Source organism: Bradyrhizobium sp. Rc3b (assembly GCF_900114915.1).
Lineage (GTDB): Bacteria > Pseudomonadota > Alphaproteobacteria > Rhizobiales > Xanthobacteraceae > Bradyrhizobium.
The window spans coordinates 107,017-132,032 of record NZ_FOUS01000014.1; the positions used below are offsets into that span (position 1 = coordinate 107,017).

Consider the following 25,016-nt stretch of genomic DNA (forward strand, 5'->3'; position numbering starts at 1 on the left):
CGGCGAACGCCGGGACCCCTACCGCGGAATCTATCGTTGCGATCGGTAGGCGTACCGAACGACTAGTCTTCGTCAAACTTCTCCCTGGGGGTATGGGTCCCGGCGTTCGCCGGGACGACACCGAGTTTGTCGAGAGAGCTCTTGCACGAAGCTTCAGTCATCGTCTTGGAAAACATTCCCCAAACAAAAAGCCCGGCCATTCGGCCGGGCTTTTGATTGCTTGCGCAGAGCGAAGCTGCTTACGCGGCCTCGTCGGCGACGGTGGTGTCGTCGCCATCGGTGTCGTCGGTATCGCCCTCGGCATCCGTATCGCCCTCGCCGTCGGCGGCTTCCGCCTTGGCGTTGGTGCGGCGCGGGCTCTTGGCGAGCTGGGCTTCGATCTCCTTGACCGCTTCGGTCTCGGTCGAGTGCTGCACCACCGCGATCTCGCGGGAGAGACGATCGAGCGCCGCTTCATAGAGCTGGCGTTCGCTGTAGGACTGCTCCGGCTGCGACTCCGAGCGGTAGAGGTCGCGCACGACTTCCGCGATCGCGACGATGTCGCCCGAATTGATCTTCGCTTCGTATTCCTGGGCGCGGCGCGACCACATGGTGCGCTTGACGCGGGCGCGGCCCTTGAGCGTCTCCAGCGCCTTCTTCACCAGCGCCGGCTCGGACAGCTTGCGCATGCCGACATTGGCGACCTTGGCGGTCGGCACGCGCAGCGTCATCTTGTCCTTGATGAAGTTGATGACGAACAGCTCGAGCTTCGCGCCGGCGATCTCCTGCTCCTCGATGGCCAGGATCTGGCCGACGCCGTGAGCGGGATAGACGACGAATTCATTGGCCTTGAAGCCCTGACGCTGGGTCACGACCTTCTTTTCCTCGACCTTCGGCGCAGCAGCCGCCGGCTTCACAGCGGGCTTGGCGGCAGCAACGGGAGCCTTGGCAGGAGCAGCAACGGGAGCCTTCGACGCGGCGGGCTTGGCAGCGGGAGCCTTGGCGGCAACGGGCTTGACAGCAGGCTTGGCAACGGTCGCTTTCGCGGCCGGTTTGGCAGTCTTGTTAGGCATTGCGCTTCTTTTGTTCTTCGAGGACTTTGCAGCCGGCGCCTTCGTCGCGGTCCGACCTTTGGATGCGCTACGGCTGGCCGCGGCGACTTTTTTGGCCTCCTTATGGGAAGCCCTCGCTGAAGTACTCTTTTTACGCGTTTTCTGTGACACAGCCTGCGCGCGGAAACTGCCACGCCCCTGTTCGACATTTGGTTTCACGGGAACCCAGCGGGGCCAACGGGGCTGACAGGGTTCGGCTTAATGTGCCCAATATAGCACATTTCCCGCAAAAATCAATGATTTAGGGGTCTTGAGGGCTGGTTTTCGGCGGAAGCGCCGCTATTAGGGTTAAGTTTGAGCCCGATTCAGTCGCCGGAGCCGGGGTTCGGAGAAAAATATTTCTCGAACTTGCCTTCCATGCCGTCGAATTCCTTGGCGTCGGCAGGTGATTCTTTCTTCTGGGTGATGTTCGGCCAGCTCTTGGCGTAGTCGGCGTTGACCGAAAGCCACTTTTCCAGGCCCGGTTCCGTGTCCGGCTTGATGGCGTCGGCGGGGCATTCCGGCTCGCACACGCCGCAATCGATGCACTCGTCCGGGTGGATGACGAGCATGTTGTCACCCTCGTAGAAGCAGTCGACCGGGCAGACCTCGACGCAGTCGGTGTACTTGCACTTGATGCAGTTTTCAGTGACGACGTAAGTCATCCAACGCTCCGAAAAGCTCTTTTAAAAGTCGCGGCTTGCGTAGCGCGTATGGCCCTGCGCTGCAAGGTCGGGAAGGCCCGATCATGACGGCTTTGTGTGTTTGATCGACCAAGAACTGAATTCGAAACGCAATTAATTGCGTTTCGCTTCGCTTAGCTCCTCAAAGAGCACCCGCGCCGCGGCAGCATCGCCACGGCGTTCGCTGAAGCCGGTGACCTTCAACACCCGCACGGTGCGATCGAGCGCGACGGTGATGACGTCGCCGATCTTGATCGCATGCCCCGGCGACTTTTCGCGCTCGCCGTTGACGCGAACGTGGCCCGACCCGACGAGCTCGGCCGCGGAGGTGCGCGCCTTCACCACCCGCGCGTGCCACAGCCATTTGTCGAGGCGCTGCCGCTCGGTCGTCGTGGGATTACTCCTTGCGGCCGGACAGCTGCTCTTTCAGAGCCGCGAGCTTGGCGAAGGGCGAGTTCGGATCGGCCGGGCGATCGCGCTCGCGCGGATTTGCGCTCGAGGCGTAGGGACGCAGCGACGGCCCGCCCTGGCGGTCGCGGCCCTTGTCGCGGTCGCGGCCACGGTTGTCACGGCCCTTGTCGCGATCTCCGCCGAACTTGCCCTTGTCGCGATCGCGCCCCTTGTTGTCGCGATCCTTGCCCTCGAAGCGGCGGTTCCTGTCGTCGCGCCCCTCGGGACGCGGCGCGCCTTCGCCACCTTCGCGCGGCTTGCGGAAGTCTCTGCCGCCGTCCCTGCGATGGCCGCCATGACGCTGGCCCGGCTTGGCGCCGTCGGCTGCTTGTGCGGCCCCGCCTTCCGCGGGCGCGGCACCTGCCTCTGCGCCTCCTTGCGGACGCTGATGGTGGTGACGCTGGTGGCGATGGCGCTCGTGGCGCGGCTTGCGGTCCTCGTGACGGCCGCCGGGGCGCCAGACCTCGATCAGCTCGGGCTCGGCGGGCGTCGCCGCAGCTTCGACAGGCGCGGCGGCGTCGGGTGACGCGGCGGCTTCGGTTGCGGCCGTCTCGGCCGGAGCGGCTTCGAGGCCAGCAGCCTCGGTGGGCGCAACGGGCTCTTCCGCCGGCGGCGCAATGCCGGGGGCGTCTTCGGGCGTGACGGGGGCCTCGGGAGAGGCTTCGAGCGCGGGCTCGGCCTCCTGAGCCGGCTCGTCCTGCAGCTCCATGCCGGGCGCATCTTCGACGGTGACCGGCTCGGCGACCGCTTCGGTGGAAGCCTCCGCCGGCAGGCCGGCAACGGCCTCTGCGGCGGTCTCGGTCGAGGTCTCTGTCGCGGATTCGGCGCTGCCTTCAGCCGGCGGCGTCTCGGCCGCGACCGTTTCCACCACGGCCGGCTTTTGCGGCAGCGGCGGACGCTTCTCCATGCGATAGCCGAGCGCGCGCAGGACCGACGCAAAATCTTCGCCGGCCGAACCAGTGAGCGAGGTCATCGCCTGCGTCACCACGAAGCCGCGGCCGTCGAAGGCGCCGGCCGGCTTTTCGCCGGACGCGTTCTCGCGCCAGGCCAGCGCCGGACGGATCAGATCGGCAAGACGCTCCAGAATGTCGACGCGCACCGCGCGTTCGCCGGCCTGCTTGTAGCCGAGCACGCGATAGGCATCGCGCGGCAGGGCCTTGTCGACCGGGAACGAGGTGCGGCCGGAGGATGCCAGATGCTGCGCGCCCGAGAGCGAGGACAGATCGACATTGTCCTGCTTCAGCGCCCAGAGCAGCGCGGCGAGCGCGCGCGCGGCGGGCTTCAAAAGACCGGGGAAATAGATGTGATAGGCGCCGAAACGGACGCCGTATTTGCGCAACACCGCGCGCGAGGGCTGGTCGAGATCCTTCAGCTCGTTGGCGATCTTGGGGCGCTCGAGCACGCCGAGGGCCTCGACGAGCTGATAGGCGATGCCGCGGGCGATGCCGGTGACGTCCTCGGCCTTGGAGAGCTCGAACATCGGCCCGAGCAGCTTCTCGACATGAGTCTTGAGCCAGAGCTCGAGCCGGGCCTGCACCTTCTCGCGGGGGCCGCCGGTGAGGCGCTCGTCGGAGATGATGCGGATGCGCGGATGCAGCGCGTCCTCTGCGGCGGACAGCCGCGCCACGGCATCGCCGGTCCAGCGGATGATGCCTTCGGAGGTCAGCACGAACTGATCGTCCGGCGCATTGCCGAGCTTTTCGGCGCGCGTGTTGATCTCGCCGGCGAGCACTGCTTGCGCTGCAGCCTGCAAGGCTTTCGCATCGGAGCCGGCTTCCGCCGCATCCGGTGCAAAGGTGAAGCCGTCGAGGCGGCCGATGACATGGCCTTCGACGATGACTTCGCCGGTCTTGCCGATTTCAGTATTCAAGCTCGTGTTCTCCCGCAGGCGGCGCATCAATACACTGGTCCGGCGATCAACGAAACGCTCAGTCAAGCGTTCATGGAGCGCATCCGATAATTTATTTTCGACCTCCCGCGCGATCCCCTGCCAGCGTTCGGGGTCTTTCAGCCAGTCCGGGCGGTTGGCGACGAAGGTCCAGGTGCGGATCTGCGCGATCCGGGCCGACAGCGTGTCGATATCGCCGTCGATGCGGTCGGCCTGGGTGATCTGGGCCTCGAACCAGGCGTCGGGGATGCATCCCTTCCGCATCAGGAAGCCGTACAGCGTCGTCACCAGCTCGGCATGGGCGGCCGGCGACAATTTTCGGTAATCGGGGACCTGGCAGGCCTCCCACAGCCGCTCCACCGCCGCCTTGCCATGCGCGATATCGCGCACCTCGACGTCGCGGGCGGCGTGATCGAGCACGCGCATGTCCTCGGCAACCGGCGCGCGCGTCAGCGCCTCATGGCCGGGGGCGAGGTTCAGGGACACCTGGAGCGCGCCGAGCGAGGAGAAATCCAGCCTGGCGTTGCGCCATTGCAGCATCTTCACGGGATCGAAAGTGTGGTTCTGCAGCGCGTTGACGAGCTCGGGCTCGAACGGCGCGCAGCGGCCGGTGGTGCCGAAGGTGCCGTTGCGCGTGGCACGGCCGGCACGCCCCGCAATCTGCGCGAATTCGGACGGCGTCAGCCTACGGAACTGGTAGCCGTCGAACTTGCGGTCGGAGGCAAACGCAACGTGGTCGACGTCGAGATTGAGGCCCATGCCAACGGCATCGGTGGCGACGAGATAATCGACATCGCCGTTCTGGAACATCGCCACCTGCGCGTTCCGCGTGCGGGGCGAGAGCGAGCCCAGCACCACGGCGGCGCCGCCATGCTGGCGGCGGATCAGCTCGGCGATGGCGTAGACCTCGTCGGCCGAGAACGCGACGATGGCAGTGCGGCGCGGCTGGCGCGTGATCTTGCGGTCGCCGGCGAATTCGAGCTGCGACAGGCGCGGCCGCGTGATCATGGAGACGCCAGGCAGCAGCCGCTCGATGATCGGGCGCATCGTGGCGGCGCCGAGCAGCAGCGTCTCGTCGCGGCCGCGGCGGTTGAGGATGCGGTCGGTGAAGACGTGGCCGCGTTCGAGATCGCTGGCGATCTGGACCTCGTCGACGGCCAGGAAGGAGAGGTCGAGGTCGCGCGGCATCGCCTCGACGGTCGAGACCCAATAGCGCGGATTCCTGGGCTTGATCTTCTCCTCGCCGGTGACGAGCGCGACCGCCTCGGCGCCGACCCTGCCAGCGATCTTGTTGTAGACCTCGCGCGCGAGCAGGCGCAGCGGCAGGCCGATCATCCCGGACGGGTGCGCCAGCATCCGCTCGATGGCGAGATGGGTCTTGCCGGTGTTGGTCGGCCCGAGCACCGCAGTGACGCCGGCGCCAGGCACCCGATCGGACGGCGCGCGCTCGGAAGCGAAGGGGGAGGAGGAAAAGGGCATCTGGGGGATTAGGTAGTGGCGATTTGGGCGAATGTCAGTGCTGTCTGGGGCGGGGGCGGGGCTTGGGGGCTGATCCGCCCACCATCAGCCCGTCATCCTGAGGCGCGAGCCATGCGGCGCATCGCGCCGCATGGGGAGCCTCGAAGGATGAACGGCCCGGGTGCCAACCCAGCGAATGTCCGCGGCGCCAGCCGGGCCCGTCGCCCTTCGAGGGCCGCTGAAGAAGCGGCCACCTCAGGGTGACGGGATGTGGCAGCGGAGAATCCGGCGCCTCCCCAAACCTCGCGCAACTGTCTCACTTTGCGACGCTTTTCCCGTTGGTCTTAAGCTTCGGAACGACTCTAGAACGAATCGCGGCCGAATCGCTGACTCCCCCTGGAGTCATGTTCCGTTCACGCAACATGTCGCGGGAGTCTTGTTGGCTGCAACTAGATGGAGTTTTGGGCCGCCGTACAAGTGACGTTTCGATGGCGCAAAGGCTTAAGTTGGGGACGACGCGGAGTCGAATCAGAATCGGGGAGGAGTCAAATGGATTCCCCGGATCGAGGCCGCCCAAACCCATTTTCGCGAAAACAACCCCATGCACAGTAGGTAAGTAATTGAAATCACGACACTTCTTCCGTCATCCTGAGGTGCGAGTGGCGCGGTGCCCAGCACCGCGCCGGGAGCCTCGAAGGATGGACGGCCCGGTTGCGGCGGCTGGCGCTGGTTTCCTCGCGGTGAGAGCCGGGCTGTCGCCCTTCGAGGGCCGCCAAAGAGGCGGCCACCTCAGGGTGACGAGTTAACAAAGGACAGGCGCGGAAACAGCCGCTTACTGCGTCTTCGCCACCCTTGGCGGCTGGGCCGTGGTGATGAAGCTGGTGGCTTCCAGCATGGCCGGGCCGAGCGGCGTCGGCACTTTCAGCCAGAACGGGACCAGGATGCGGGTGCCGGCGACGGGAGCGAAGGCGATCTCGATGTTGCGCTGGGCGGCAAGGTATTTGATCACGGGGCGGTCGGGGATGTAGCCCGCGACAGGCACGAAATAGAGCGAACAGACCACCACCGGGCCGTGATAGCCCTTCTCCGCCTTCACGCTCTCCATGCGCTTGAAATCGAGCTTCAGATCGTAGCGCATGCGGCCGTCGAACACGGGGGCCGAGTTGTGGCAGGCGTCCGGCGAGACGGGGTCGCCATTGCCGGGCACGCGCAGCAGCGAGGCCGTCATGGGGTCCCAGACGCCGCGGCGATGCGCGTCGGTGACGACGATACGGTCAGGATCGACCGGCGGCTCCGGCAGAATCGCAAAATCCTTCACATTGCCCTTGTCGAGCGTGATGCGGATCTCTTCGGTCTTCTTCGAGGTGGTGGTGGAGGCCTGGTAGCCGGTCGCCACCAGCGCGCCGCCAACGATGCGCCCTTGGCTAGCGCCGGTGCCGGACCCGCCGGTGAACGACTTCAGCAGCCCCGAGGTGCCGCCCGCGGCCGCCGCCGAAAACACGTCGTCCTGGATGTCGATGTTCCATGCGCCCTTGCCGACGGGAATGCCGGCCAGCGAGGCCTCATACTGCGCCTCGAGCTTGCCCTGCGCCGCCGCCGGCACCGCGCCCCACGCCACCACCAGGCCGCAAAGCGCCGCCAGCCAGCCGGCAATGCGCGGGCGGACTGAGCGCTGTTCAGGCGCAAAAGGGGACGGTGTGAGCACGAAACAATCCAATCGGGGCGCGACGGTTGTTACTTAAGCCAAAAACCGCGGCAAACAATGTGTCCGGGCGGGTCGAGCCGGGAACTCCACCGGAGTCTTCAGGCGCGAATACGCCCTTTATGTGATGGTAAGGCGCGACAAACATTGCCGTTTTGGTGATCGGGGGCGCCGGGAGCGCTCACCTACCTCCACCCACTCCGCCGTCATGCCCCGGCTTGACCGGGGCATCCAGTACGCCGCGGCCCCCCTGGTCAGCCGCGCCGCCGCGGAGTACTGGATCGCCCGGTCAAGCCGGGCGATGACACCTGTTGTGGCGCGCAAATCCCCGCCCAAAACCTTGACTGCCCGCCCCTTCCCCCCTATACGTCCGCCCGCTCCCTGCAAGGACAAAAGAATTAGCCCCCGTGGCGCCCAGAATGGCGGCCGCAATCGTTGGGGGATCGAACTCAAGGATTTATGCCATGTCTCGCCGCTGCGAACTGACGGCCAAGGGCCCCCTCGTCGGCCACAAGGTCAGCCACTCCAACATCAAGACCAAGCGCCGCTTCCTGCCGAACCTGGTCAACGTGACCTTCATCAGCGAAGCCCTGGAGCGCAACGTGCGCCTGCGCGTCTCGACCAACGCGGTCAAGAGCGTCGACCACAATGGCGGCCTGGATGCCTTCCTGCTCAAGGCCAACGCCGACGTGCTGTCGCCGCGCGCCCTCGAGCTGAAGCGCGCCATCCAGAAGAAGGTCGGCCCGACGGCCGCACCGGCCAAGAAGGCCAGCTGAGTTTTTCAGGTTTGGGCGGGGGCTAGGTTGCGTCGCGTGGCGTAGGCTTAGCCAGTAGAGTTTGCGTTGCGGCCGGATCGGAAGATCCGGCCGTTTTTGTTTTGTGGTGCAAATGTCTATGTCGCCGCGTTGCTCGGAGTAAACTACTCTAAAGTCATCAATTGACTGAACTTTTGGGAGCCTCTCAAACGACGGCCGCACGGTCCTTCGCGCGCGGCTCAGACCGAGTTAGCTTTTGAGCATTCGCCCAGCGGAAGCACATCCCCTAATGCATAGTTACCAAAAACAAACGGTTGCCGTGCAGAATCACACCGACGAGCACGTCGAAGGTGAACGACAAACCTTTCTTCGTGTCGCGGAGATTGTGTTGAGCAAGTCTCGTGTCCCACTTAGCGCTGGCGAGATCGTTGATCGAGGGATCGAGCAAGGGCTCTTTGGCGACCATACAATGGGCCGCACGCCCCAAAAATCCATGCAAGCACGGCTTAGCATGGACATCTTACACAGAAAGACTGACTCACAATTTGTTCGCACTGGTCGAGGGCGTTTTACTCTACGCACTTCTCTAGGCGCACCAGCCAGTGAACCTGGCACCACTGCCGGTGAAGCTCAATCTGAATATGTAGCCGAGCGCCGTGTCCTTCGTACGCCGAGAGAAGAAGTTCTGTGCGTGCCGGAGTCTGCTTTTCGCGATGTCCTCACTTTTCAGGGCATTGACACCGACACGCCCCCAATACTTGGGCAACTTCTTAGCGAAAGCAACACTACCTACGTCGGGCGGGCTGAGGCCGAAGTCAACAATGACGCGAAGCAATTCATAACGTACGTCCTAGTTCAATGTGGTCAGCGCCTGCTGTTCTTCAAACGGTCCTATCTCAGCCGAGCAGCCGAATTTCTAAGAGGATCGAAGTGCATTGGCTTTGGTGGCCATGTTAGCGCCGCCGACCTCGATATGCTTTCGCGGGTTGACTTTGGCTTGTCAGCTTGTGGACGCAGAGAGCTCGCGGAAGAGCTTTTCTTGCCGGACCGACCTCGACGAAAACGCAAGGTTTCGGCCGAGGCAAGTCTTACGGATAAAGCCACTATCGATCTCTTTCAAAGCGTTCCGTTGGAGTGTCTTGGCGTACTGAACGACGATTCTTCGGAGGTTGGGCGACGGCACGTCGCCGTTGTTTATCGTGCGTGGCTCCCTGATTGGAACACAGCCAAGAAACTTCAAAAGGGCGATTCATCGATCAAGGGGCTGGGATGGATCGACCTTTCAAAGGACAAGGTCGACATAACCGACTTCGAATATTGGTCACAGCTTTGTTTGCGACGCTTCTATCCCTCGACTCTCTTCACGCGAGCGAGATTCGAGATCTTGAATAACTCTCGCTTCGCCAGCGACCGTATCCTAGTCGTCGCAGGCCGAATTGGATCAGGGAAGTCAGAGACCGCCACCTACCTAAGCCAGCGCCTGCATTGCTCTTTGGTCAAGACCGGGGAGTTGGTTCGCGAGCTAATGGCGTCACCTCCAATCTCGGAGATCGGACGTGAGGCGTTTCAAACTCGAGCATACGAATTCATAAGCGCGGAAGGGGGCACTAAGAAGCTGGCTGATGCGATAGCGAGCCAGATCGTTCGCGACGGCAGCAATCGCACGATCATTGATGGAATTAGAAATCTCGACACGTTTGAGCACTTAGAAAAAGGGTGCGATGGCGGGGTTGGATTACTCTTTGTACAAACCCCACCCGACGTCGCCTTCGACATGTATCGCGCCAGGGAGGCGGGGACGCTGAAATTCAGCTATCGCGATTTTCTTAAAGTATACGACGCCCCGGTAGAGGAGGAGATTTCGAGCCTCGGGCGCCGAGCAGACGCGTACATCTACAATTCCTTTGGAATGGAAGCCTTTCGGCGAACACTGGACGAGCTACTACCGAAGATGCGTTCATAGCGCAGGAAACAGGGATGGCTCAGCGGCGAGGCGATGCAGCATGAATGCCTTAAGCGCCTTGATTGATTGCGACACGGCGAGTTTTTCCCCAAGACCGGAACGATCATCCTTTACGATCTCCGCATACGTCCGACCGTCAAAGCCGTCAGGACAAAAAATGGTGTCCCAGTAAAATTCTCTAGTTCCTCTTGGAGAGTTGCTTAAAGTGCCTCGGGTCTCCCCAAGAAAGGTATGCACGTTTAGGCCATCACAATAGCCGACCACAGCCCGTGCAACAGCTCTACTCGTGAGCGTCGAGCAAGCCGCTAAAAACTGCTCTGGGGCAAGCGAGTCCCACATAGGTTGAGTGAGACCGCCCGGAAACGATTTATCTGCGAACCCCTCGAGAATGAGCCCAGCATGCTCAACAATGCAGGGAACTTGAATCTGTCTATAGGCAGACTCAACTTTGAACTTCACCATGGCCTCAAGATCGCACAATAGCGGCTCGGTCGTTGCGACCTTCCTAAAGCGAATATCGAAGAGCTCGCCCAATTTCTTGCCAGTGGCGTCAAGCTCGATCGCGTCCTTCGCTAGCGCCCATTCCTCCTTCTTATAATTGCTCCAAGAACAATACGCGATCTGTATGGGAGAGGAACTCATCACTAGATCCTCATCTCATGAAGCACTTCAGCCACGTTCTTTGATATCTCTTCGGCCCCAACTGGTATGACCTCGATGTTGCGCTCATTGAAGAGCCGCCGCTCAAACTCCGACGGTTCCGGAAGAACGATGTACGCCCTTCTTCCACTCGGAGAGTTTGGCAGATCGGAAAATAGACGATTCACGATGTGGAAGATGTAGTTCACATTGGGATCGCGGAAGCTGTATCCAATGAACAGAACGGCTCTACCAAGAATGTCGCCGCGCAACTTGAAGTCCATTGGACTCTCCAATCTCATCCGCTCCATGTATTGCGATTCGGACACCACCATCTGCTGGGGATTATTGAAATCACCGTGGAACTTCACTACTTCGACGACAGACCTATCATGCGCGATGGTGTGTTCGCCGGATACAATGTGCGTATTGCGGCCGCGCTTTTTTAGAGCTCGTTCGATAAAGTCATCATAATTCGTCGTATAGTAAAGGCTACAGCGATCCAGCTCGACCAACTCTGAATGAACTGGCGAAGCAAGAATGTCTGCATCGGTTGCTTCTGCGAATTGCAGCGAGAGCCAATTCGTTAGCGGCGCGAGCTCACGGTTCATGATCTTGAAGTATTCCAAAATCTGAAGATCACTTCCGCGCAACCGAAGTAAATTTTCTTCATTACAGCCAATCAGCTTGGCGGCCTGATCTACCATAGCCTCCCACGACGGCCCCCTCTTAGTACCTCCGTCCCAGCTAACTGACATAGACGCTCCCGCACCAATAAACGGGACCACGCGTCTATCACGATACAGTCTTCGAAGATCAGGGGGGCAGGTCATAGAACCTTCTTCACCAGCAAACGAGTAAGGCTATGGAAGTGTGGAATGTTGTTGTGAGGATGCGTCTCGTGAATAATTGAGTCCGATTCAGTCAGGATCGTGTGGCCCTCGTATTGATCAACGTAAAATGAATGAGGCAGCAGCATTGGTGAAAAATTTGGATGGGCTGACAGATCGTGCGGTCCGTCATTGAATGAAACAAGGAAATGATACCCGCCGGGCCGTGTCCTCTGTAACGCGGTTTGGATTAGTGAAGATATCTCCTCCGGCGAACTAAGACAGTGCGCCAAGCCGTAGAGCACAATCACATCAAATAGTTCATCCCTACTGAGATAAGCTCTCCCATCTAAGACAAGCCATTCAATTCGCGGGTCTTGAAACGCGCGCCGTCCATTTTCTATAGCCTTCGCGGAGCAATCAACTGCCGTAACACTTGCGCCAGATCGGGCAAAAGCAGCGGCATTCTTCCCTTCCCCGCAGCCCAAGCCGAGTACACGGACTCCACTCAAATCCCGACGCTCTTCGAGGAACGACTTAACTAGAGAGCCCGGGGAAGCTCCCCAAAAGCAATCACTCGATAAATAACCTTCATCGTAACCGCCACTATCTCTCGTCATCTTGCCTGCAATATGGACTGAGCCAGAAACAGGCAGTGTATGGGTATCGATAATATCTCGCAATCACTGGTTGATTTCCGTCCACCGCCTGCTCCGCATGCGATCATCGATTTATTCCGCTATACTCGCCCGGTAGCATCACCCGGAGGCGTATCCGGTGGAGCACGCGCACACCAGCGCCCCCAAACCCTCCCCCGAAAAACCTCGTCATCTGCTGTGACGGCACCGGCAACGAGATTTTCGGAGAACATCTCCAACGTCCTGAAGCTCTATCGCTGCCTGCGCAAGACGGACAGGACACAGCCGCGGCAGACGGTGCTCGGCTCGGTGGCGGGCACTCGTAAACACCCTCCGCGCCCGTTAACCGTCCATTAACCAACGCACCCTAGCCTGCTGTAATCGTCCAGCCATCATTAGCTCGAAATGCCTTCCCGGTTCGCTCCAGGAGAAGCGCCGATGTGCGTTGCGTTGTTGACGTATGCCGATCTCAGTGCCCGCCTCAACATTTCGCGCGAGGCCGCGCGGTCGCTGGCGAGACGACGCCTTCTGCCGCGCTCGCGTTCGGATGACGGCAAGGCCCTGGTGAGCGTTGATCTCGCCGAGCTCCGGTACACGCCCCGCCCGCGACGTGCCCGCCGGGCAGACCCCATCGCCGCCTCCATGGCAAGGATCGAGGCGGTCAAGACCGAGGCCTTCAAGGCGGAGATCGCGCGGCTCGAAGACGTCGCAACCGCCTACAGGGCGGTGTTCGAGCGCGAGCGGGAGCGCGCCGATCGCCTCGCCGTCGAGCTGCAGCAGGCGACCGCCGAGACCATGGCAGCCAATGCGTGGGCGGCGCGACTGGAAGACGAGGTGACGGCGCTGCGGAGCGATCGCCGGGGCGGCTCGATCGCGGGACACGCCGCGCGTCGATTGGGACATCTGGCCGCCGCCATCGTCAAAGCAGATCGCGCGGCTAGAGCGCGATGAGATTGGGATGAATCGTCATCGCGCTCTAGTTTTTGTTCGAGCATGATCTTTTCGGAAAACCGCTTCGCACTTTTCCGGATCATGCTTGCAGGTAGCACTCGAGACCTTCTCCATCCCCGGCTTGCCGGACCAATCGCGAGGGAAAAATGGCTGGCAATATCGATATTCATGAAATGAAGGCCCGCATCGTCGTGTTCGGTGTCGGCGGCGCAGGCGGCAATGCCGTCAACAACATGATCACGGCCGGGCTGCAAGGGGTCGAGTTCGTGGTCGCCAACACCGACGCGCAGGCGCTGGCCATGTCGAAGGCGAAGCACCTCATCCAGCTCGGCACACATGTCACCGCAGGCCTTGGCGCCGGCTCGCAGCCGGAACTGGGCCGCGCCGCGGCCGAGGAGGCCATCGATGCGATCCGCAATCAGTTGACCGGCGCGCACATGGTGTTCGTAACCGCCGGCATGGGCGGCGGCACCGGCACCGGAGCTGCACCCGTCGTCGCCAGGACCGCGCGCGAGCTCGGCATTCTCACGATCGGCGTGGTCACCAAGCCGTTCTACTTCGAGGGCCAGCGCCGCATGCGCTTCGCCGAGGCCGGCATCGAGGAGCTGCTGAAGACGGTCGACACCCTCCTGATCATCCCGAACCAGAACCTGTTCCGGGTGGCCAGCGACAAGACCACATTCGCCGATGCCTTCGCCCTTGCCGACCAGGTGCTTTATTCGGGCGTGGCCTGCATCAGCGACCTCATCGTCAAGGAAGGCCTGATCAATCTCGATTTTGCCGACGTCCTCTCCGTCATGAAGGAGAAGGGCAAGGCCATGATGGGACGAGGCGAGGCCTCCGGCGAGAAGCGCGTGCTCGCCGCCGCCGTCGCCGCGATCTCCAATCCGTTGATCGAGAACCCCTCGATCAAGCGCGCCAGTGGCCTCATCATCTCCATCACCGGCGGCAAGGATCTCATGCTGTACGAGGTCGACGAAGCGGCGAGCCGCATTCGCGACGAGGCCGACCCGGACGCCAACATCATCGTCGGCGCGTCCTTTGACGAAAGCTTAGAGGGCATCGTCCGCGTCTCGGTGGTGGCGACCGGTATCGACAATCTCGACCCGGCGCAGGCGCTGCCGGTGGAAACCGCCCTCACACAACTCGCCGGCAGGCTGCGCAACGACAGCCGCCGCATCGCCGATCGCATCGAGCGTAGCGCACCAATTCCGCAAGCGGGCAGCCCGCCGCTCCGCCCGCAGCCGCACCACCCGGTGGGGCCACCGGCACGGCCGGGTCTGGACGGTGCGCGGCAGCCGGCGCTTCAGCCGCTCGATCCTTATGGCCGCGCGCCTGCGCGCAATGCGCCCGACGAGGCCGTTCTCGATATCCCGGCCTTCCTGCGCCGCGCCGCCAACTGAGTGGTGGCGAGAGCCGCGGTTGCCAATGCCGGAACCAAATCGCTGCTACGCGACAACGCGCTGAGATTAGCCTTGTTCTAGCCGCGCCTCTCCCGCTTGCGGGAGAGGCCGACGCGCCCCGGGCGATGCGAAGCATCGTCCCGAGCGCGGCGGGTGAGGGTTCTCACCACTCGGGGACATTCGCCGCGATTCTCAACAATCCCAATGCGGAGACAGCCCCCACCCCAGCCCTCCCCCGCAAGCGGGAGAGGGAGCCGACTGCCAATGCCGCCGCATCGTGCACGCCATAAGCGATAGCCCTGCCCGCAAGCGGGAGAGGTTGAGCGAGCCCGCGGCCCGCTCGATCCAACCAAAAGCCATCCTGCTCCAGGTCCGCGCGCTTAGAGCGCGCAGATCATTCACGCTGCCGTGCTGCGCGGGCTCTCCGCGGTTTCCTTCTTGTCCGACTCCTTGTCGCGCGACAGCCAGGCCGGAAAGCGAAGCAGGCGTTCGTTGGTGTCTTTCGGCAGCTCGACGGGCGGCGCTTCAACGGCCGAACTCGGCAAGTCCAGCGCTGCCTGTCCGGATCGCACCGAATCCGCGCGCTGATCCAGTTCGCGCAAGAGGGGATCGAGCACGCTGTCGATCTCGGTCGCCACCGACACGAGGAAACTATTGAGCTCGCGCGCCTCGGGCACGACGGCCGCAGCCGATTCGATCGCGCTGGAGAGACCGTCGACGACGGGCGCAAACGCGCCGGCGGCTTGCTTCACTCGCGTCTTGATCATTTCGATCTCGCTCAGGACGCGCTCACGCTCCCGCCTTTTCTTCTCTTCGATGAGGCGCGCTTCGATTTCGGCGATCTGGGCCGTCAGGGTCGTGGCTTCGGATGCGAGCGCATCGCGTCGTCCGCGCGCGCGATCGAGATCGCGGCTGAGATTGTCCACTAAGTCGTCCTTTCCGAACATGGCTTTGCTCCGTAGGACAGGCGCTTTGCCCTGTAGGACGGCCTTGGCGCGAACCGCCAGCCTCGCCACCGACCGGATGGCCGGATCGGTCGAAACAGGCATCAACCTCGGTCGCGTCACATGGGCCGACATGGTGATCCCCCCATCGTCAACATTAGGCAACCGCATGGTTAACAAGGGGTTAATATCAACAGATGATGGGGCCATGGGGCTGCATGCCGCGGCGCCGCCTTCGTCTCCTCGCTGCCACCCCTTTCCGCTATACTCGCCCCGGTAGCATCACCCCGAGGCGCATCCCATGGACCCCGCCCACACCACCTCATCCAACCCCTCCCCGAAAAACCTCGTCATCTGCTGTGACGGCACCGGCAATGAGATTTCGGAGAACATCTCCAACGTCCTGAAGCTCTACCGCTGCCTGCGCAAGACGGACAGGACGCAGCCGCGGCAGATGGTGTTTTACGATCCCGGGGTCGGCACGGTGACGGAGCCGACGACATGGCACCGGCTCAAGGCCAATATCAACCTGGTGCTGGGGCTCGCCACCGGCTACGGGCTCGATGACAATGTGCTCAGCGCCTATTGCTTCCTGGTCGAGCATTACGCGCCGGGCGACAAGATCTATCTGTTCGGCTTTTCGCGCGGGGCCTACACGGTGCGCGTGCTGGCGGGGCTGATCCACAAGGTCGGGCTGATCAGGCCGGAGCAGGCGAACCTCGCAGGCTCGGGCCTCGTCGCCTACAAGCAATATTCCGGCACCGGGCGCGGCAACGACATCGAAGACCTCAGGAACGTCGCCTTCGACGACCAGGGGCCGCTGCCGAAGGACGCGTTCGATCTCGCCGCGCAGTTCGCGCGCATCACCTCGACGCGCTGGCCGACCATCCACTTCATCGGCGTGTGGGACACCGTGGCGAGCGTGATCGTACCGCGCGCCGACCGGCTGTTCTGGCCGAGCCTGGAGGAACTCGCCTTCACGCTGCGCAACCCCAGCGTCAAGATCTTCCGGCAGGCGATCGCGATCGACGAGCGGCGCTGCATGTTCCGCCTGAAAAAATACGAAGAGCCGCAGGAGTTCTGGAGCAACCGCTACGTCCCTGATGAAAAGAAGGTGCCGCAGGACATCCTGCAGGTGTGGTTCGCCGGCGTGCACAGCGACGTCGGCGGCGGCTATCCGGAAGCCGAGAGCGGGGATTCCAAATATCCGCTGATCTGGATGATCGCGGAGGCGGAGAAGGCGGGGCTGAACTTCAACCCGGCGACCATCAAGCAGCTCGCCTGGGGAATCCAGCGCAAGAACTCACCGTTCCAGTATGTCGAGCCGGCCTACACCGGGAAGACCGGCATGCTGCACGATTCGATGACGGCGGGCTGGCGGCTGCTGGAGTTCTTGCCGAAGAGCGCGAAGTACAAGGAGTGGCCGGAGCGGAAGGTTTATTTCGGCTTCTACATCCCCGATTGCGAGCCGCGCCCCATCCCCGATGGCGCGCATGTGCATGAGAGCGTGTTGAAGCGGATGGCGGCGGAGCCGGATTACCGGCCGGTGAATCTGCCGAAGGACTATGTGACGGTGCCGATGCCGGTGGGGCCGCAGCATGCGGAGCTGGAGACGGCGGGTGTGTGAGGAGAGCGGCGCGCTCATAATGATGGGTGTGGAGGCAGGTGCGCGCATCACGCTCAGCCGTCGTCCCTGCGAAAGCAGGGACCCATAACCACAGGGAGGGTTTTGGCGAAGACTCGTTGTTCGGGACTGCTACCGCGCGCAACCGATGGATCACGCGGTATGGGTCCCTGCTTTCGCAGGGACGACGGCGGAGTTTGAGGTGACACCCCATCCCGCTACCGCCGCTTTCTTCCTTCGCCGCTACTTTTCATTAAAATTCTTCCGCCCGCCTTAGCTGGATCGCATCATCTGCGTTCCATCATTGGCTCCGAACCCGCCGCGAGAACCTGCGGAATTGGAGGAGAGTGCCAATGTATCCGCGTAAATATGCCCGCGTGAAGCCTGCAGGGCTGGTGTCGCGCCAGGCCAAGATCATCACCGATCCGCGCGCGCCCGTGATCAACTGCACGCTGATCGACTATTCGCCCGGCGGCGCCTGCGTCGATCTCGGCGGCCAGGTGAACATCCCCGACCGATTCGAGCTGCTGCACGTCAACACCAAGAAGCGCTGCCGCATCGCCTGGAAGCGCGGCACGCGCGTGGGCGTGGTGTTTTGAGGGACGCTGGAGTCACAAGCGCCGCTGCGCTGGAGGTGCGCTCCCTCCCCCGCTTGCGGGGGAGGGCTGGGGAGAGGGTGTCTCCGCAGAGGGATTCCCCCAGCGGAGAGAGCCCCCACCCGGCGCGCGGGACGATGCTTCGCATCGCCCGGAACGCGCCGACCTCCCCCGCAAGCGGGAGAGGTTGTAGCGAGCCCGGAGCACGATTGTTCTCCAACAATTCCCCCGCTACTTCCGCATCCGCGCCTTCGCGCCGCCGACGATCTGCATGGCGACGCCGGCGATCCAGCCCAGCAGAGCAAGCCAGGTCCAGACCAGATGCGGGTCGAGGCGGAGCACGATGACGGCGACGGAGGCGAGCGCGGTGAGCGTGGCGCAGAGCGTGCCGGCGGCGCTGAGGAATTCGGCGGCGTCGATCTCGCTATGCGCCTCGTCGAACGGCAATTGCGGCGTGTCGATGCCGAGATAGAAACCGACGAAGCCCAGCACCATCATCACCAGCAGAAAGCCCTGCGTGGTGAGCGCCGAGATCGCCGATCCCACATAGGCGCCGACGAACAGCCCGCACGCCGCGCCGGCCATCGCAAGCCCGACACGCTCGAACACATGAGCCGTATTGCGAACACGAAACCGCATGGCAGGCCTCCGCGAGGAGTTGGGTCGCGCAAGGTTAGGCCAGTTTTGCGGGAGGTGGAAGCTGGGGGGATTTACGGATGCGGGAGGGCTGGTGCGCGAGAGACGCGAAAGGCGCGCTTCACATTCCGCTGTCGTCCCTGCCTAGTGCGCAATTGCGCACGGGAGCAGGGACCCATAACCACAGGACGTGGTTTGACGAAGACTCTTAGTTAAGTTGTCAACGTGCACCGCGGGTCATCGCGAGATCACGCGGTATGGGTCCCTGCGCCCGTGCGCAATTGCGCACTAGGCAGGGACGACAATGGTGGTCGTCGCGCCACACCAGCAGCGCGCCTTCACCGCGCCCCGAACGTCGTCCTCCCGAACAGCGCCTTCTGCGTCGAGGGCTGCGAGCGCCAGTATTGCGGCGGGGCCTCGACCTCGCCGCCGACATCGGCGGCGGCGTGCCAGGCCCAGCGCGGATCGTAGAGCATGCCGCGGGCGAGCGCGATCATGTCGGCCTTGCCGGATGCGACGATCTCTTCGGCCTGCTTGCCCTCGGTGATCAGGCCGACGGCGATGGTCGGCAATCCGGTCTCGCGCTTGATGGCCTCCGCAAACTGCACCTGGTAGCCGGGGCCGAGCGGGATCTTCTGCAGCGGCGAGACGCCGCCGGAGGAGGCATCGATCCAGTCGACGCCGCGCGCCTTCAGCGCATTGGCAAACTCGATCGTCTGCGCCAGATCCCAGCCGCCCTCGACCCAATCGGTCGACGACACCCGCATGCCGACCGGCTTGTCGTGCGGAAACACCGCGCGCACGGCATCGTAAATTTCGAGCGGGAAGCGCATGCGGTTCTGCAAAGACCCGCCATATTCGTCGGTGCGCTTGTTGGAGATCGGCGACAGGAACTGATGCAGGAGATAGCCGTGCGCGCCGTGCAGCTCGATGGCGTCGATGCCGATGCGCTCCGCGCGCTTGGCGCTGTCGACGAAGGCCTCGCGGATGCGCTTGAGGCCCGCTGCATCCAGCGCCAGCGGGGCGGCCTCGCCCTCCTTGTGCGGCAGCGCCGATGGGGCCACCGTCTGCCAGCCGCCCTGCTCCGCCGGGATTAGTTGGCCGCCGTCCCAGGGCCGCGCGCTACTGGCCTTGCGGCCCGCATGGGCGAGCTGCATCGCGATCGCGGTGGAGGAATGCTTGCGCACCGAAGTGAGCACCTGTTTCAGCGCGGCTTCGGCGGCATCGCTGTAGAGTCCGAGACAGCCCGGCGTGATGCGGCCGATCGCCTCGACATGGGTCGCCTCGATGCAGAACATCGCCGCGCCCGACAGGCTGAGATTGTTGATGTGGGTGAAGTGCCAGTCATTGGCGACGCCGTCGTCGGCCGAGTATTGGCACATCGGCGACACCACGATGCGGTTCTTCAACGTCAGGCCGCGCAGCTTGATCGGGGAAAACAGGACGCTCATGCGGGGGAGTTCCGGGGAATGAGAGGGGCAGTTGAGAGAGTGTAGTGGGCGGGCGGCGGATTGCCAGTTGCGCGCGGGGAATGGCGGGTAGTGGCGGCACGCATTGCGACCGCGGCTTGACGCGAGACCGCGCCACACATTCTGCCGTCGTGCCGGACAAGCGTCAGCGCAGATCCGGGACGACAGTGGAGATTGGGCGCGCCCCGGGACGACGGCGGAGAACTACTCCGCCAGCGTGAATTGCAGCAGCAGGGTCCGCTGCAGCATCGAGAAATTATCGTCGGAGATCAGCGTCAGCACGGTCTCGCCGTCAGCCGTGACGTGGGCGTCGATGCCTTCCATGTTGTCGATCTCGTGGCCGAGATCGGCGGCGAACAGCGCGGGGCCGTCGACCAGCGCGCCGGGCGTGATGGATTTCAGAGGGATCGAGCGGATGCGGATGTTGACGCCGGTGAACCAGGAGAATTTGCGCTCGAGGATCAGAAGCTCGCCGCTAGCCAGCAGCACGGCATCGCTGATGTCGTATTTCTCGGTACGGCGCACGCTGAACTGGCCGGGCGAGGGCCCGCCGATCAGGAAGGCTGTGAGGTTGCCGTCGGCATCCAGCCCGCGCTCGGAGAAGGCGATCAGGGTGCCCGCCAGCGGCAGGTTCTGGTCTTTGCCCTTGTCCTTTTCTTTGGGCACGACGACCAGCGCCTCCAGCCCCTTGTTGGAGGGCAGCTTGCGGATTCCAGCCGGCACCGGCACCACCTCGCCGCGCGCGCGCGTGCCGCCCTTGGCAAAATCGTAGCGCAGGATCTGGTTGACGCGCTCGAGCCCGACATAGACGAAATTGCCGTCGCGCGCGATCGATTCCGAATCCCACCACAGCCGCTTTTCCGTGATCGGCCGCCCTTCGGCGCCGAGCAGCGGCGCGGCCTCGACGTCGTCGAGGCCGACCATCTTGCCACCGGCGTAGCGGATGCGACCCGTGAACCAGCCGCCCTGGTCGGACACCGCGAGGAAGCCTTCGCCCTTGGCGTCGAGCCGGATGCCGGACAGGCCGCCAAAGCCGCGATAGCGCGAGGTCAGCACGAGGCCGCTGCGATATTCCAGCGAGCCGAAGCGCGTCCGCGTGCGGTCACGCGGCTCGAAATTGGGAATGACGCGCGCGTTGACCTCGACGGTGACGGGCTCGACGACAGCGTTCTCGACCTGAAGCGGACGCGGCGGCGGCTCGGCCACCCCTTGCGCCAGCGCGGAGCGGGAGAGTGCGAGAGTGGAGAATCCCGCCGCAGCGTGCCTGAGGAAGCTGCGGCGGGATGGGTGCGTGCTCACGAATGCAATTTGCGTCGCGGGCGACCGGCCGGCTGGGTGGGTGCGGTGTTGGTCTCGCTGAAGAGTTCGGCGAGCTTCTCGGTGATGGCGCCGCCGAGCTCCTCGGCATCCACGATCGTCACCGCGCGGCGGTAGTAGCGGGTCACGTCATGGCCGATGCCGATCGCGATCAGCTCGACCGGCGAGCGGGTCTCGATCTCCTCGATGATGTGGCGCAGGTGCCGCTCGAGATAGTTGCCGGGATTGACCGACAGCGTGGAATCGTCGACCGGCGCACCGTCCGAGATCATCATCAGGATCTTGCGCTGCTCGGGCCGGCCGAGGAGGCGCTTGTGCGCCCAGTCCAGCGCCTCGCCGTCGATGTTCTCTTTCAGCAGGCCCTCGCGCATCATCAGGCCGAGGTTCTTTCGCGCACGACGCCAGGGGGCGTCGGCGGACTTGTAGATGATGTGGCGGAGATCGTTGAGGCGGCCGGGATTGGCCGGCTTGCCGGCGGCCAGCCACGCTTCGCGTGATTGCCCACCCTTCCAGGCGCGCGTGGTGAAGCCCAAAATCTCGACCTTGACGCCGCAACGCTCCAGCGTGCGCGCGAGAATGTCGGCGCAGGTCGCCGCGACCGTAATGGGTCGTCCGCGCATCGAGCCGGAATTGTCGAGCAGCAGCGTCACCACGGTGTCGCGGAACGTCGCCTCCTTCTCGTGCATGAAGGACAGCGGATGATAGGGATCGGTGACGACGCGCGACAGGCGTGCGGGGTCCAGAATACCCTCTTCGAGATCGAACTCCCAGGCGCGGTTCTGCTGCGCCATCAGGCGGCGCTGCAGGCGGTTGGCGAGGCGGGCGACGATGCCCTGCAGATGCGCGAGCTGCTTGTCGAGATAGGCGCGCAGGCGCTCCAGCTCGTCATGGTCGCAGAGGTCCTCGGCCGCGATGATCTCGTCGAACTTGGGCGCGAAGGCATGGTATTCCGGCCCGCGCGGTTCGTTCTTGCCGTGCTGGTTCGGACGCGTCGCCTCGCCCGGGGTCTCGTCGTCGCCGAGCTCGCCGTCGTCGAAGGTGTCGGAGGTCGAGGCCTGCGCGCTTTCCATCGCGCTCTCGCTCATCTCCTCGCTCGACGCCTGCGCCTGGTCGGCACTCATCTCCTGCGCAGCGTCGGAATCGGGCGAGCCCTCGGCGCCGGACTGGTCGTTGTCGCCGTCCTGGTTCTCGTCGTTCTCGTCATCGTCCTCGCTGTCGGCGTTGCGCTCGTCGCCGATATCGAGCGCCGTCAGGAGATCGTGCACGGCGTCGCCGAACCGGGTCTGGTCCTCGACCAGGGTATCGAGCCGGTCGAGCCGCTTGCCGATCTTGTCTTCGAGAATGGGACGCCAGAGATCGACCATCTTCTTCGCCGCGGTCGGCGGCGCCATGCCGGTCAGGCGCTCGCGCACCAGCATCGCCAGCGCGTCCGCCAGCGGCGCGTCGGCACGGTCGGTGATTTCGTCGAACTTGCCGCGGTGGAAATGGTCGTCGAGCATCGCGGTGAGATTCTTCGCAACGCCCGCCATGCGGCGCGCGCCGATCGCCTCCACCCGCGCCTGCTCCACCGCCTCGAACACGCCGCGCGCCTGCGGATTGCCGGGCATCAGCTTGCGATGCAGTTTTGCATCGTGACAGGCGATCTTGAGCGCGATGGAATCGGCGTGACCGCGCACGATCGCCGCATCACGCTTGGTCATTTTGCGCGCGGGCTCGGGCAGCCGCGCCTTGCCGGGCGCAAGGCCCGGCCGCTCGGCCGCGAAGGAGACGTCGAGCTCCGGCGTCTTGGCGATCGCCTTGAGACAGGACGCGACCGAGCGCTTGAACGGCTCGGTCGGCGCTTCCTTGGTGTTACGGAATTTGGAGTTGGAGGTGGTGCTCATCTCGATCTCACCGTCGTCCCCGCGAAAGCGGGACCCATAGCCACCGGCGGTAGTCAGTCAGGGAAACTATCAGCGCGCTTCAATCGAGACATCACGCGGTGAGTCCCGGCGTTCGCCGGGACGACACACCGAGAGAAATCAGCTCAGTGCCACGTTGACCGCCGATTCCGGCAGCTCCGCGTTGAAGCAGCGCTGGTAGAACTCGGCGACCAGGGGACGCTCGAGCTCGTCGCACTTGTTGAGGAAGGTGACGCGGAAGGCGAAGCCGATATCGCCGAAGATGTCGGCGTTCTCAGCCCAGGTGATCACCGTGCGCGGGCTCATCACCGTCGACAGATCGCCGTTGGCGAAGGCGTTGCGGGTGAGATCGGCCAGGCGCACCATCTTGTTGACGATGTCGCGGCCTTCCTGGGTGCGATAGTGCTTGGCCTTGGCCAGCACGATCTCCACTTCCTCGTCATGGCTGAGATAGTTCAGCGTGGTGACGATCGACCAGCGGTCCATCTGGCCCTGGTTGATCTGCTGGGTGCCGTGATAGAGGCCCGAGGTGTCGCCGAGGCCGACGGTGTTGGCGGTCGCGAACAGACGGAAGGCCGGATGCGGCTTGATCACCTTGTTCTGGTCGAGCAGCGTCAGGCGTCCGGAGACTTCGAGCACGCGCTGGATCACGAACATCACGTCGGGGCGGCCGGCGTCGTATTCGTCGAACACCAGCGCGACGTTGTTCTGCAGCGCCCAGGGCAGGATGCCGTCGCGGAATTCGGTGACCTGCTTGCCGTCGCGGACCACGATCGAGTCCTTGCCGACGAGGTCGATACGGCTGATGTGGCTGTCGAGGTTGACGCGGACGCAGGGCCAGTTCAGGCGGGCCGCGACCTGCTCGATATGGGTGGATTTGCCGGTGCCGTGATAGCCGGTCACCATCACGCGGCGGTTGCGGGCGAAGCCGGCGAGAATGGCGAGCGTGGTGGCGCGGTCGAAGCGGTAGTCGGAATCGACTTCGGGCACGTGAGGATCGACTTCGGAATAGGCGGGGACTTCGAGATCGCTGTCGATCCCGAACACCTGCCGCACCGACACCTTCATGTCGGGCTGACCGGAAACTTCCTCAACTTTGGACAGAGCGGCGGTCGTCATCAATCCTCCGAGGTCCCGGGCGGTCCCGAAACCGGTTATTCGCACGTTGGCTGCGGCTGGGTGCTGAAAATCAACCTATCAGAGACAACGTGCCGGCAGAAGCCCGGCCACCAATCAAAGTTCCGTTGTCTTTTCATTTAGATAGGCAAGGAGCGCAGATTTTGGAGGGCTGCCTTGCGAATCACGCCCAAATTCGGGCGCGTCACGCCCGTTCCGTGCGAATGGCACTTTGGCCGTATGCGGTTACTTATGTAGGGTCCAAAGCTCCGAGCTCCAGCCCCTCAAGAGACGACGTGACGTCCTTCCTTGATCCCCTCATATCCTTCGTTTCCGCCCATCCGTGGCTGGCCTATCTGACCCTATTCCTGGCGGCCCTGCTCGAAGCGGTCCCGGTGGTGGGGTCGGTGATCCCCGGCTCGACTATCATCCTGGCGCTGAGCGCCCTGGTTCCGGGCGGTGAGCTGAAGCTGCCATGGGTGCTGCTTGCCGCCGCCACGGGCGCCGTGCTGGGCGACGGCTCGGCCTACTGGATCGGGCACCGGCAGCAGCGCGAGATCCTCAACACCTGGCCGCTGACCAACTATCCGCGCGTGGTCGCGGAGAGCGAAAGCTTCTTCCATCGTTTCGGCACCTGGGCGGTGTTCTTCGCCCGCTTCGTGCCGCCGATCCGCGCCTTCGTGCCTGTGACCGCCGGCGCGCTCGGCATGGCGCCGGCAAAGTTCTACGCCGTGAACATCCCGGCGATCCTGGTCTGGGCTCCCGCCCATGTGCTGCCGGGCGTGCTGGCGGTATCGGCCCTGCACGAATATGCCGGACTGCATCACCATGGGCATGTCGGCAAGCATATCTGGGTGTTGACGGTGGTTGGGGTGGCGATCGTTGGCGGCGTTGGCGTGTGGATCTATCGGCGGCGGAATGGCGTCGCGACGGCCAAGCCGCGGGCGTAGGCCGCACCACACACAGGTGTCGTCCCTGCGAAC

Annotated in this window: 20 protein-coding genes and 2 pseudogenes; 8 read left to right on the forward strand and 14 right to left on the reverse strand. The window is 63.6% G+C overall.

Translation table 11 applies throughout. From position 1 onward, the window contains the following. Nucleotides 1-239: 239 nt before the first annotated feature. The 5 genes and pseudogenes from BM190_RS29630 to BM190_RS29650 all read right to left on the reverse strand — a co-directional run bounded on the left by BM190_RS29630 (nucleotide 240) and on the right by BM190_RS29650 (nucleotide 7,191). Nucleotides 240-1,052 carry a CarD family transcriptional regulator gene (locus BM190_RS29630; protein ID WP_084674786.1) on the reverse strand — a complete coding sequence of 271 codons (813 nt, stop codon included), beginning with the start codon at nucleotides 1,050-1,052 and terminating at the stop codon, nucleotides 240-242. A gap of 344 nt (nucleotides 1,053-1,396) precedes the next feature. Continuing rightward, nucleotides 1,397-1,735: a ferredoxin FdxA gene (gene fdxA, locus BM190_RS29635; RefSeq protein WP_011082989.1), complete on the reverse strand. Its 339-nt coding sequence runs from the start codon at nucleotides 1,733-1,735 to the stop codon at nucleotides 1,397-1,399. Between the two features lie 132 nt (nucleotides 1,736-1,867). Continuing rightward, nucleotides 1,868-2,137 (reverse strand): annotated as a pseudogene (locus BM190_RS29640) (RNA-binding S4 domain-containing protein); the annotation flags it as partial. A gap of 13 nt (nucleotides 2,138-2,150) precedes the next feature. Beyond that, on the reverse strand, nucleotides 2,151-5,570 hold the full coding sequence (locus BM190_RS29645; RefSeq protein ID WP_092261295.1) for a helicase-related protein: 3,420 nt from the start codon (nucleotides 5,568-5,570) through the stop codon (nucleotides 2,151-2,153). An 811-nt stretch (nucleotides 5,571-6,381) separates the two neighbouring features. After that, nucleotides 6,382-7,191, reverse strand: a complete 810-nt coding sequence (locus tag BM190_RS29650; RefSeq protein WP_177237384.1) for a DUF3108 domain-containing protein — start codon at nucleotides 7,189-7,191, stop codon at nucleotides 6,382-6,384. 524 nt (nucleotides 7,192-7,715) lie between these two features. On the opposite strand from BM190_RS29650, the gene rpmB reads away from it, so the two are divergent. After that, on the forward strand, nucleotides 7,716-8,027 hold the full coding sequence (gene rpmB / locus BM190_RS29655) for a 50S ribosomal protein L28 (protein WP_018316488.1): 312 nt from the start codon (nucleotides 7,716-7,718) through the stop codon (nucleotides 8,025-8,027). 268 nt (nucleotides 8,028-8,295) lie between these two features. After that, nucleotides 8,296-9,969 (forward strand): HTH domain-containing protein, encoded by a 1,674-nt coding sequence (locus BM190_RS29660; protein WP_092261297.1) that lies wholly within the window; start codon nucleotides 8,296-8,298, stop codon nucleotides 9,967-9,969. On the opposite strand, the gene BM190_RS29665 is transcribed toward BM190_RS29660, so the two are convergent. The 3 genes from BM190_RS29665 to BM190_RS29675 form a co-directional block, all read right to left on the reverse strand. Then, complete coding sequence (locus BM190_RS29665; RefSeq protein ID WP_092261298.1) at nucleotides 9,964-10,611, reverse strand: non-canonical purine NTP pyrophosphatase; 648 nt, start codon at nucleotides 10,609-10,611, stop codon at nucleotides 9,964-9,966. The two genes, BM190_RS29660 and BM190_RS29665, sit on opposite strands and share 6 nt — an antisense overlap. Nucleotides 10,612-10,613: 2 nt before the next feature. Next, nucleotides 10,614-11,315: an SIR2 family NAD-dependent protein deacylase gene (locus tag BM190_RS29670; protein ID WP_244550765.1), complete on the reverse strand. Its 702-nt coding sequence runs from the start codon at nucleotides 11,313-11,315 to the stop codon at nucleotides 10,614-10,616. A 122-nt stretch (nucleotides 11,316-11,437) separates the two neighbouring features. After that, nucleotides 11,438-12,121, reverse strand: coding sequence for a class I SAM-dependent methyltransferase (locus tag BM190_RS29675; RefSeq protein ID WP_244550766.1), 684 nt, complete (start codon nucleotides 12,119-12,121; stop codon nucleotides 11,438-11,440). 89 nt (nucleotides 12,122-12,210) lie between these two features. On the opposite strand from BM190_RS29675, the pseudogene BM190_RS41945 reads away from it, so the two are divergent. The 3 genes and pseudogenes from BM190_RS41945 to ftsZ form a co-directional block, all read left to right on the forward strand. Continuing rightward, nucleotides 12,211-12,376 (forward strand): annotated as a pseudogene (locus tag BM190_RS41945) (phospholipase effector Tle1 domain-containing protein); the annotation flags it as partial. A gap of 138 nt (nucleotides 12,377-12,514) precedes the next feature. Beyond that, nucleotides 12,515-13,027, forward strand: a complete 513-nt coding sequence (locus tag BM190_RS29680; RefSeq protein ID WP_177237372.1) for a hypothetical protein — start codon at nucleotides 12,515-12,517, stop codon at nucleotides 13,025-13,027. A gap of 146 nt (nucleotides 13,028-13,173) precedes the next feature. Then, on the forward strand, nucleotides 13,174-14,430 hold the full coding sequence (gene ftsZ / locus BM190_RS29685) for a cell division protein FtsZ (RefSeq protein WP_092261302.1): 1,257 nt from the start codon (nucleotides 13,174-13,176) through the stop codon (nucleotides 14,428-14,430). A gap of 398 nt (nucleotides 14,431-14,828) precedes the next feature. Here the strand turns inward: ftsZ and BM190_RS29690 are convergent, their stop codons facing one another. Next, nucleotides 14,829-15,584 (reverse strand): hypothetical protein, encoded by a 756-nt coding sequence (locus tag BM190_RS29690; protein WP_244550767.1) that lies wholly within the window; start codon nucleotides 15,582-15,584, stop codon nucleotides 14,829-14,831. Between the two features lie 91 nt (nucleotides 15,585-15,675). Between BM190_RS29690 and BM190_RS29695 the strand changes: the two genes are divergently transcribed. Together BM190_RS29695 and BM190_RS29700 are read left to right on the forward strand one after the other, a co-directional pair. Then, nucleotides 15,676-17,001 (forward strand): T6SS phospholipase effector Tle1-like catalytic domain-containing protein, encoded by a 1,326-nt coding sequence (locus BM190_RS29695; protein ID WP_092261304.1) that lies wholly within the window; start codon nucleotides 15,676-15,678, stop codon nucleotides 16,999-17,001. Nucleotides 17,002-17,351: 350 nt separating this feature from the next. Then, the gene (locus BM190_RS29700) at nucleotides 17,352-17,597 is read left to right on the forward strand and encodes a PilZ domain-containing protein (RefSeq protein ID WP_026201681.1); all 246 of its coding nucleotides are present in this window, start codon (nucleotides 17,352-17,354) and stop codon (nucleotides 17,595-17,597) included. A gap of 228 nt (nucleotides 17,598-17,825) precedes the next feature. Here the strand turns inward: BM190_RS29700 and BM190_RS29705 are convergent, their stop codons facing one another. From BM190_RS29705 to cobS, 5 genes are all read right to left on the reverse strand, one after another. After that, complete coding sequence (locus BM190_RS29705) at nucleotides 17,826-18,233, reverse strand: hypothetical protein (protein WP_018320584.1); 408 nt, start codon at nucleotides 18,231-18,233, stop codon at nucleotides 17,826-17,828. A 335-nt stretch (nucleotides 18,234-18,568) separates the two neighbouring features. After that, a complete protein-coding gene (locus tag BM190_RS29710; RefSeq protein ID WP_092261305.1) occupies nucleotides 18,569-19,681 on the reverse strand; it encodes an NADH:flavin oxidoreductase/NADH oxidase in 1,113 nt (370 codons plus the stop codon). Between the two features lie 222 nt (nucleotides 19,682-19,903). Then, complete coding sequence (locus BM190_RS29715) at nucleotides 19,904-20,998, reverse strand: esterase-like activity of phytase family protein (protein WP_092261306.1); 1,095 nt, start codon at nucleotides 20,996-20,998, stop codon at nucleotides 19,904-19,906. Next, nucleotides 20,995-22,899, reverse strand: coding sequence for a cobaltochelatase subunit CobT (gene cobT / locus BM190_RS29720; RefSeq protein WP_092261307.1), 1,905 nt, complete (start codon nucleotides 22,897-22,899; stop codon nucleotides 20,995-20,997). The genes BM190_RS29715 and cobT overlap by 4 nt, the downstream gene beginning before the upstream one ends. Before the next feature lie 138 nt (nucleotides 22,900-23,037). Further along, nucleotides 23,038-24,036, reverse strand: a complete 999-nt coding sequence (gene cobS, locus BM190_RS29725) for a cobaltochelatase subunit CobS (protein WP_092261308.1) — start codon at nucleotides 24,034-24,036, stop codon at nucleotides 23,038-23,040. A gap of 293 nt (nucleotides 24,037-24,329) precedes the next feature. On the opposite strand from cobS, the gene BM190_RS29730 reads away from it, so the two are divergent. After that, complete coding sequence (locus tag BM190_RS29730) at nucleotides 24,330-24,983, forward strand: DedA family protein (RefSeq protein WP_092261309.1); 654 nt, start codon at nucleotides 24,330-24,332, stop codon at nucleotides 24,981-24,983. Nucleotides 24,984-25,016 lie beyond the last annotated feature (33 nt).

Excerpts from the sequence above, each read along its gene's own strand:
- BM190_RS29630 (WP_084674786.1), bottom strand. The coding sequence starts at position 1,052 with ATGCCTAACAAGACTGCCAAACCGGCCGCGAAAGCGACCGTTGCCAAG.
- BM190_RS29660 (WP_092261297.1), top strand. The coding sequence starts at position 8,296 with ATGCATAGTTACCAAAAACAAACGGTTGCCGTGCAGAATCACACCGAC.
- BM190_RS29665 (WP_092261298.1), bottom strand. The coding sequence starts at position 10,611 with ATGAGTTCCTCTCCCATACAGATCGCGTATTGTTCTTGGAGCAATTAT.
- BM190_RS29645 (WP_092261295.1), bottom strand. The coding sequence starts at position 5,570 with ATGCCCTTTTCCTCCTCCCCCTTCGCTTCCGAGCGCGCGCCGTCCGAT.
- BM190_RS29680 (WP_177237372.1), top strand. The coding sequence starts at position 12,515 with ATGTGCGTTGCGTTGTTGACGTATGCCGATCTCAGTGCCCGCCTCAAC.
- cobT (WP_092261307.1), bottom strand. The coding sequence starts at position 22,899 with ATGAGCACCACCTCCAACTCCAAATTCCGTAACACCAAGGAAGCGCCG.
- ftsZ (WP_092261302.1), top strand. The coding sequence starts at position 13,174 with ATGGCTGGCAATATCGATATTCATGAAATGAAGGCCCGCATCGTCGTG.
- BM190_RS29695 (WP_092261304.1), top strand. The coding sequence starts at position 15,676 with ATGGACCCCGCCCACACCACCTCATCCAACCCCTCCCCGAAAAACCTC.
- cobS (WP_092261308.1), bottom strand. The coding sequence starts at position 24,036 with ATGACGACCGCCGCTCTGTCCAAAGTTGAGGAAGTTTCCGGTCAGCCC.
- fdxA (WP_011082989.1), bottom strand. The coding sequence starts at position 1,735 with ATGACTTACGTCGTCACTGAAAACTGCATCAAGTGCAAGTACACCGAC.
- BM190_RS29710 (WP_092261305.1), bottom strand. The coding sequence starts at position 19,681 with ATGAGCGTCCTGTTTTCCCCGATCAAGCTGCGCGGCCTGACGTTGAAG.
- BM190_RS29705 (WP_018320584.1), bottom strand. The coding sequence starts at position 18,233 with ATGCGGTTTCGTGTTCGCAATACGGCTCATGTGTTCGAGCGTGTCGGG.
- rpmB (WP_018316488.1), top strand. The coding sequence starts at position 7,716 with ATGTCTCGCCGCTGCGAACTGACGGCCAAGGGCCCCCTCGTCGGCCAC.
- BM190_RS29700 (WP_026201681.1), top strand. The coding sequence starts at position 17,352 with ATGTATCCGCGTAAATATGCCCGCGTGAAGCCTGCAGGGCTGGTGTCG.
- BM190_RS29690 (WP_244550767.1), bottom strand. The coding sequence starts at position 15,584 with ATGGCCCCATCATCTGTTGATATTAACCCCTTGTTAACCATGCGGTTG.
- BM190_RS29670 (WP_244550765.1), bottom strand. The coding sequence starts at position 11,315 with ATGGTAGATCAGGCCGCCAAGCTGATTGGCTGTAATGAAGAAAATTTA.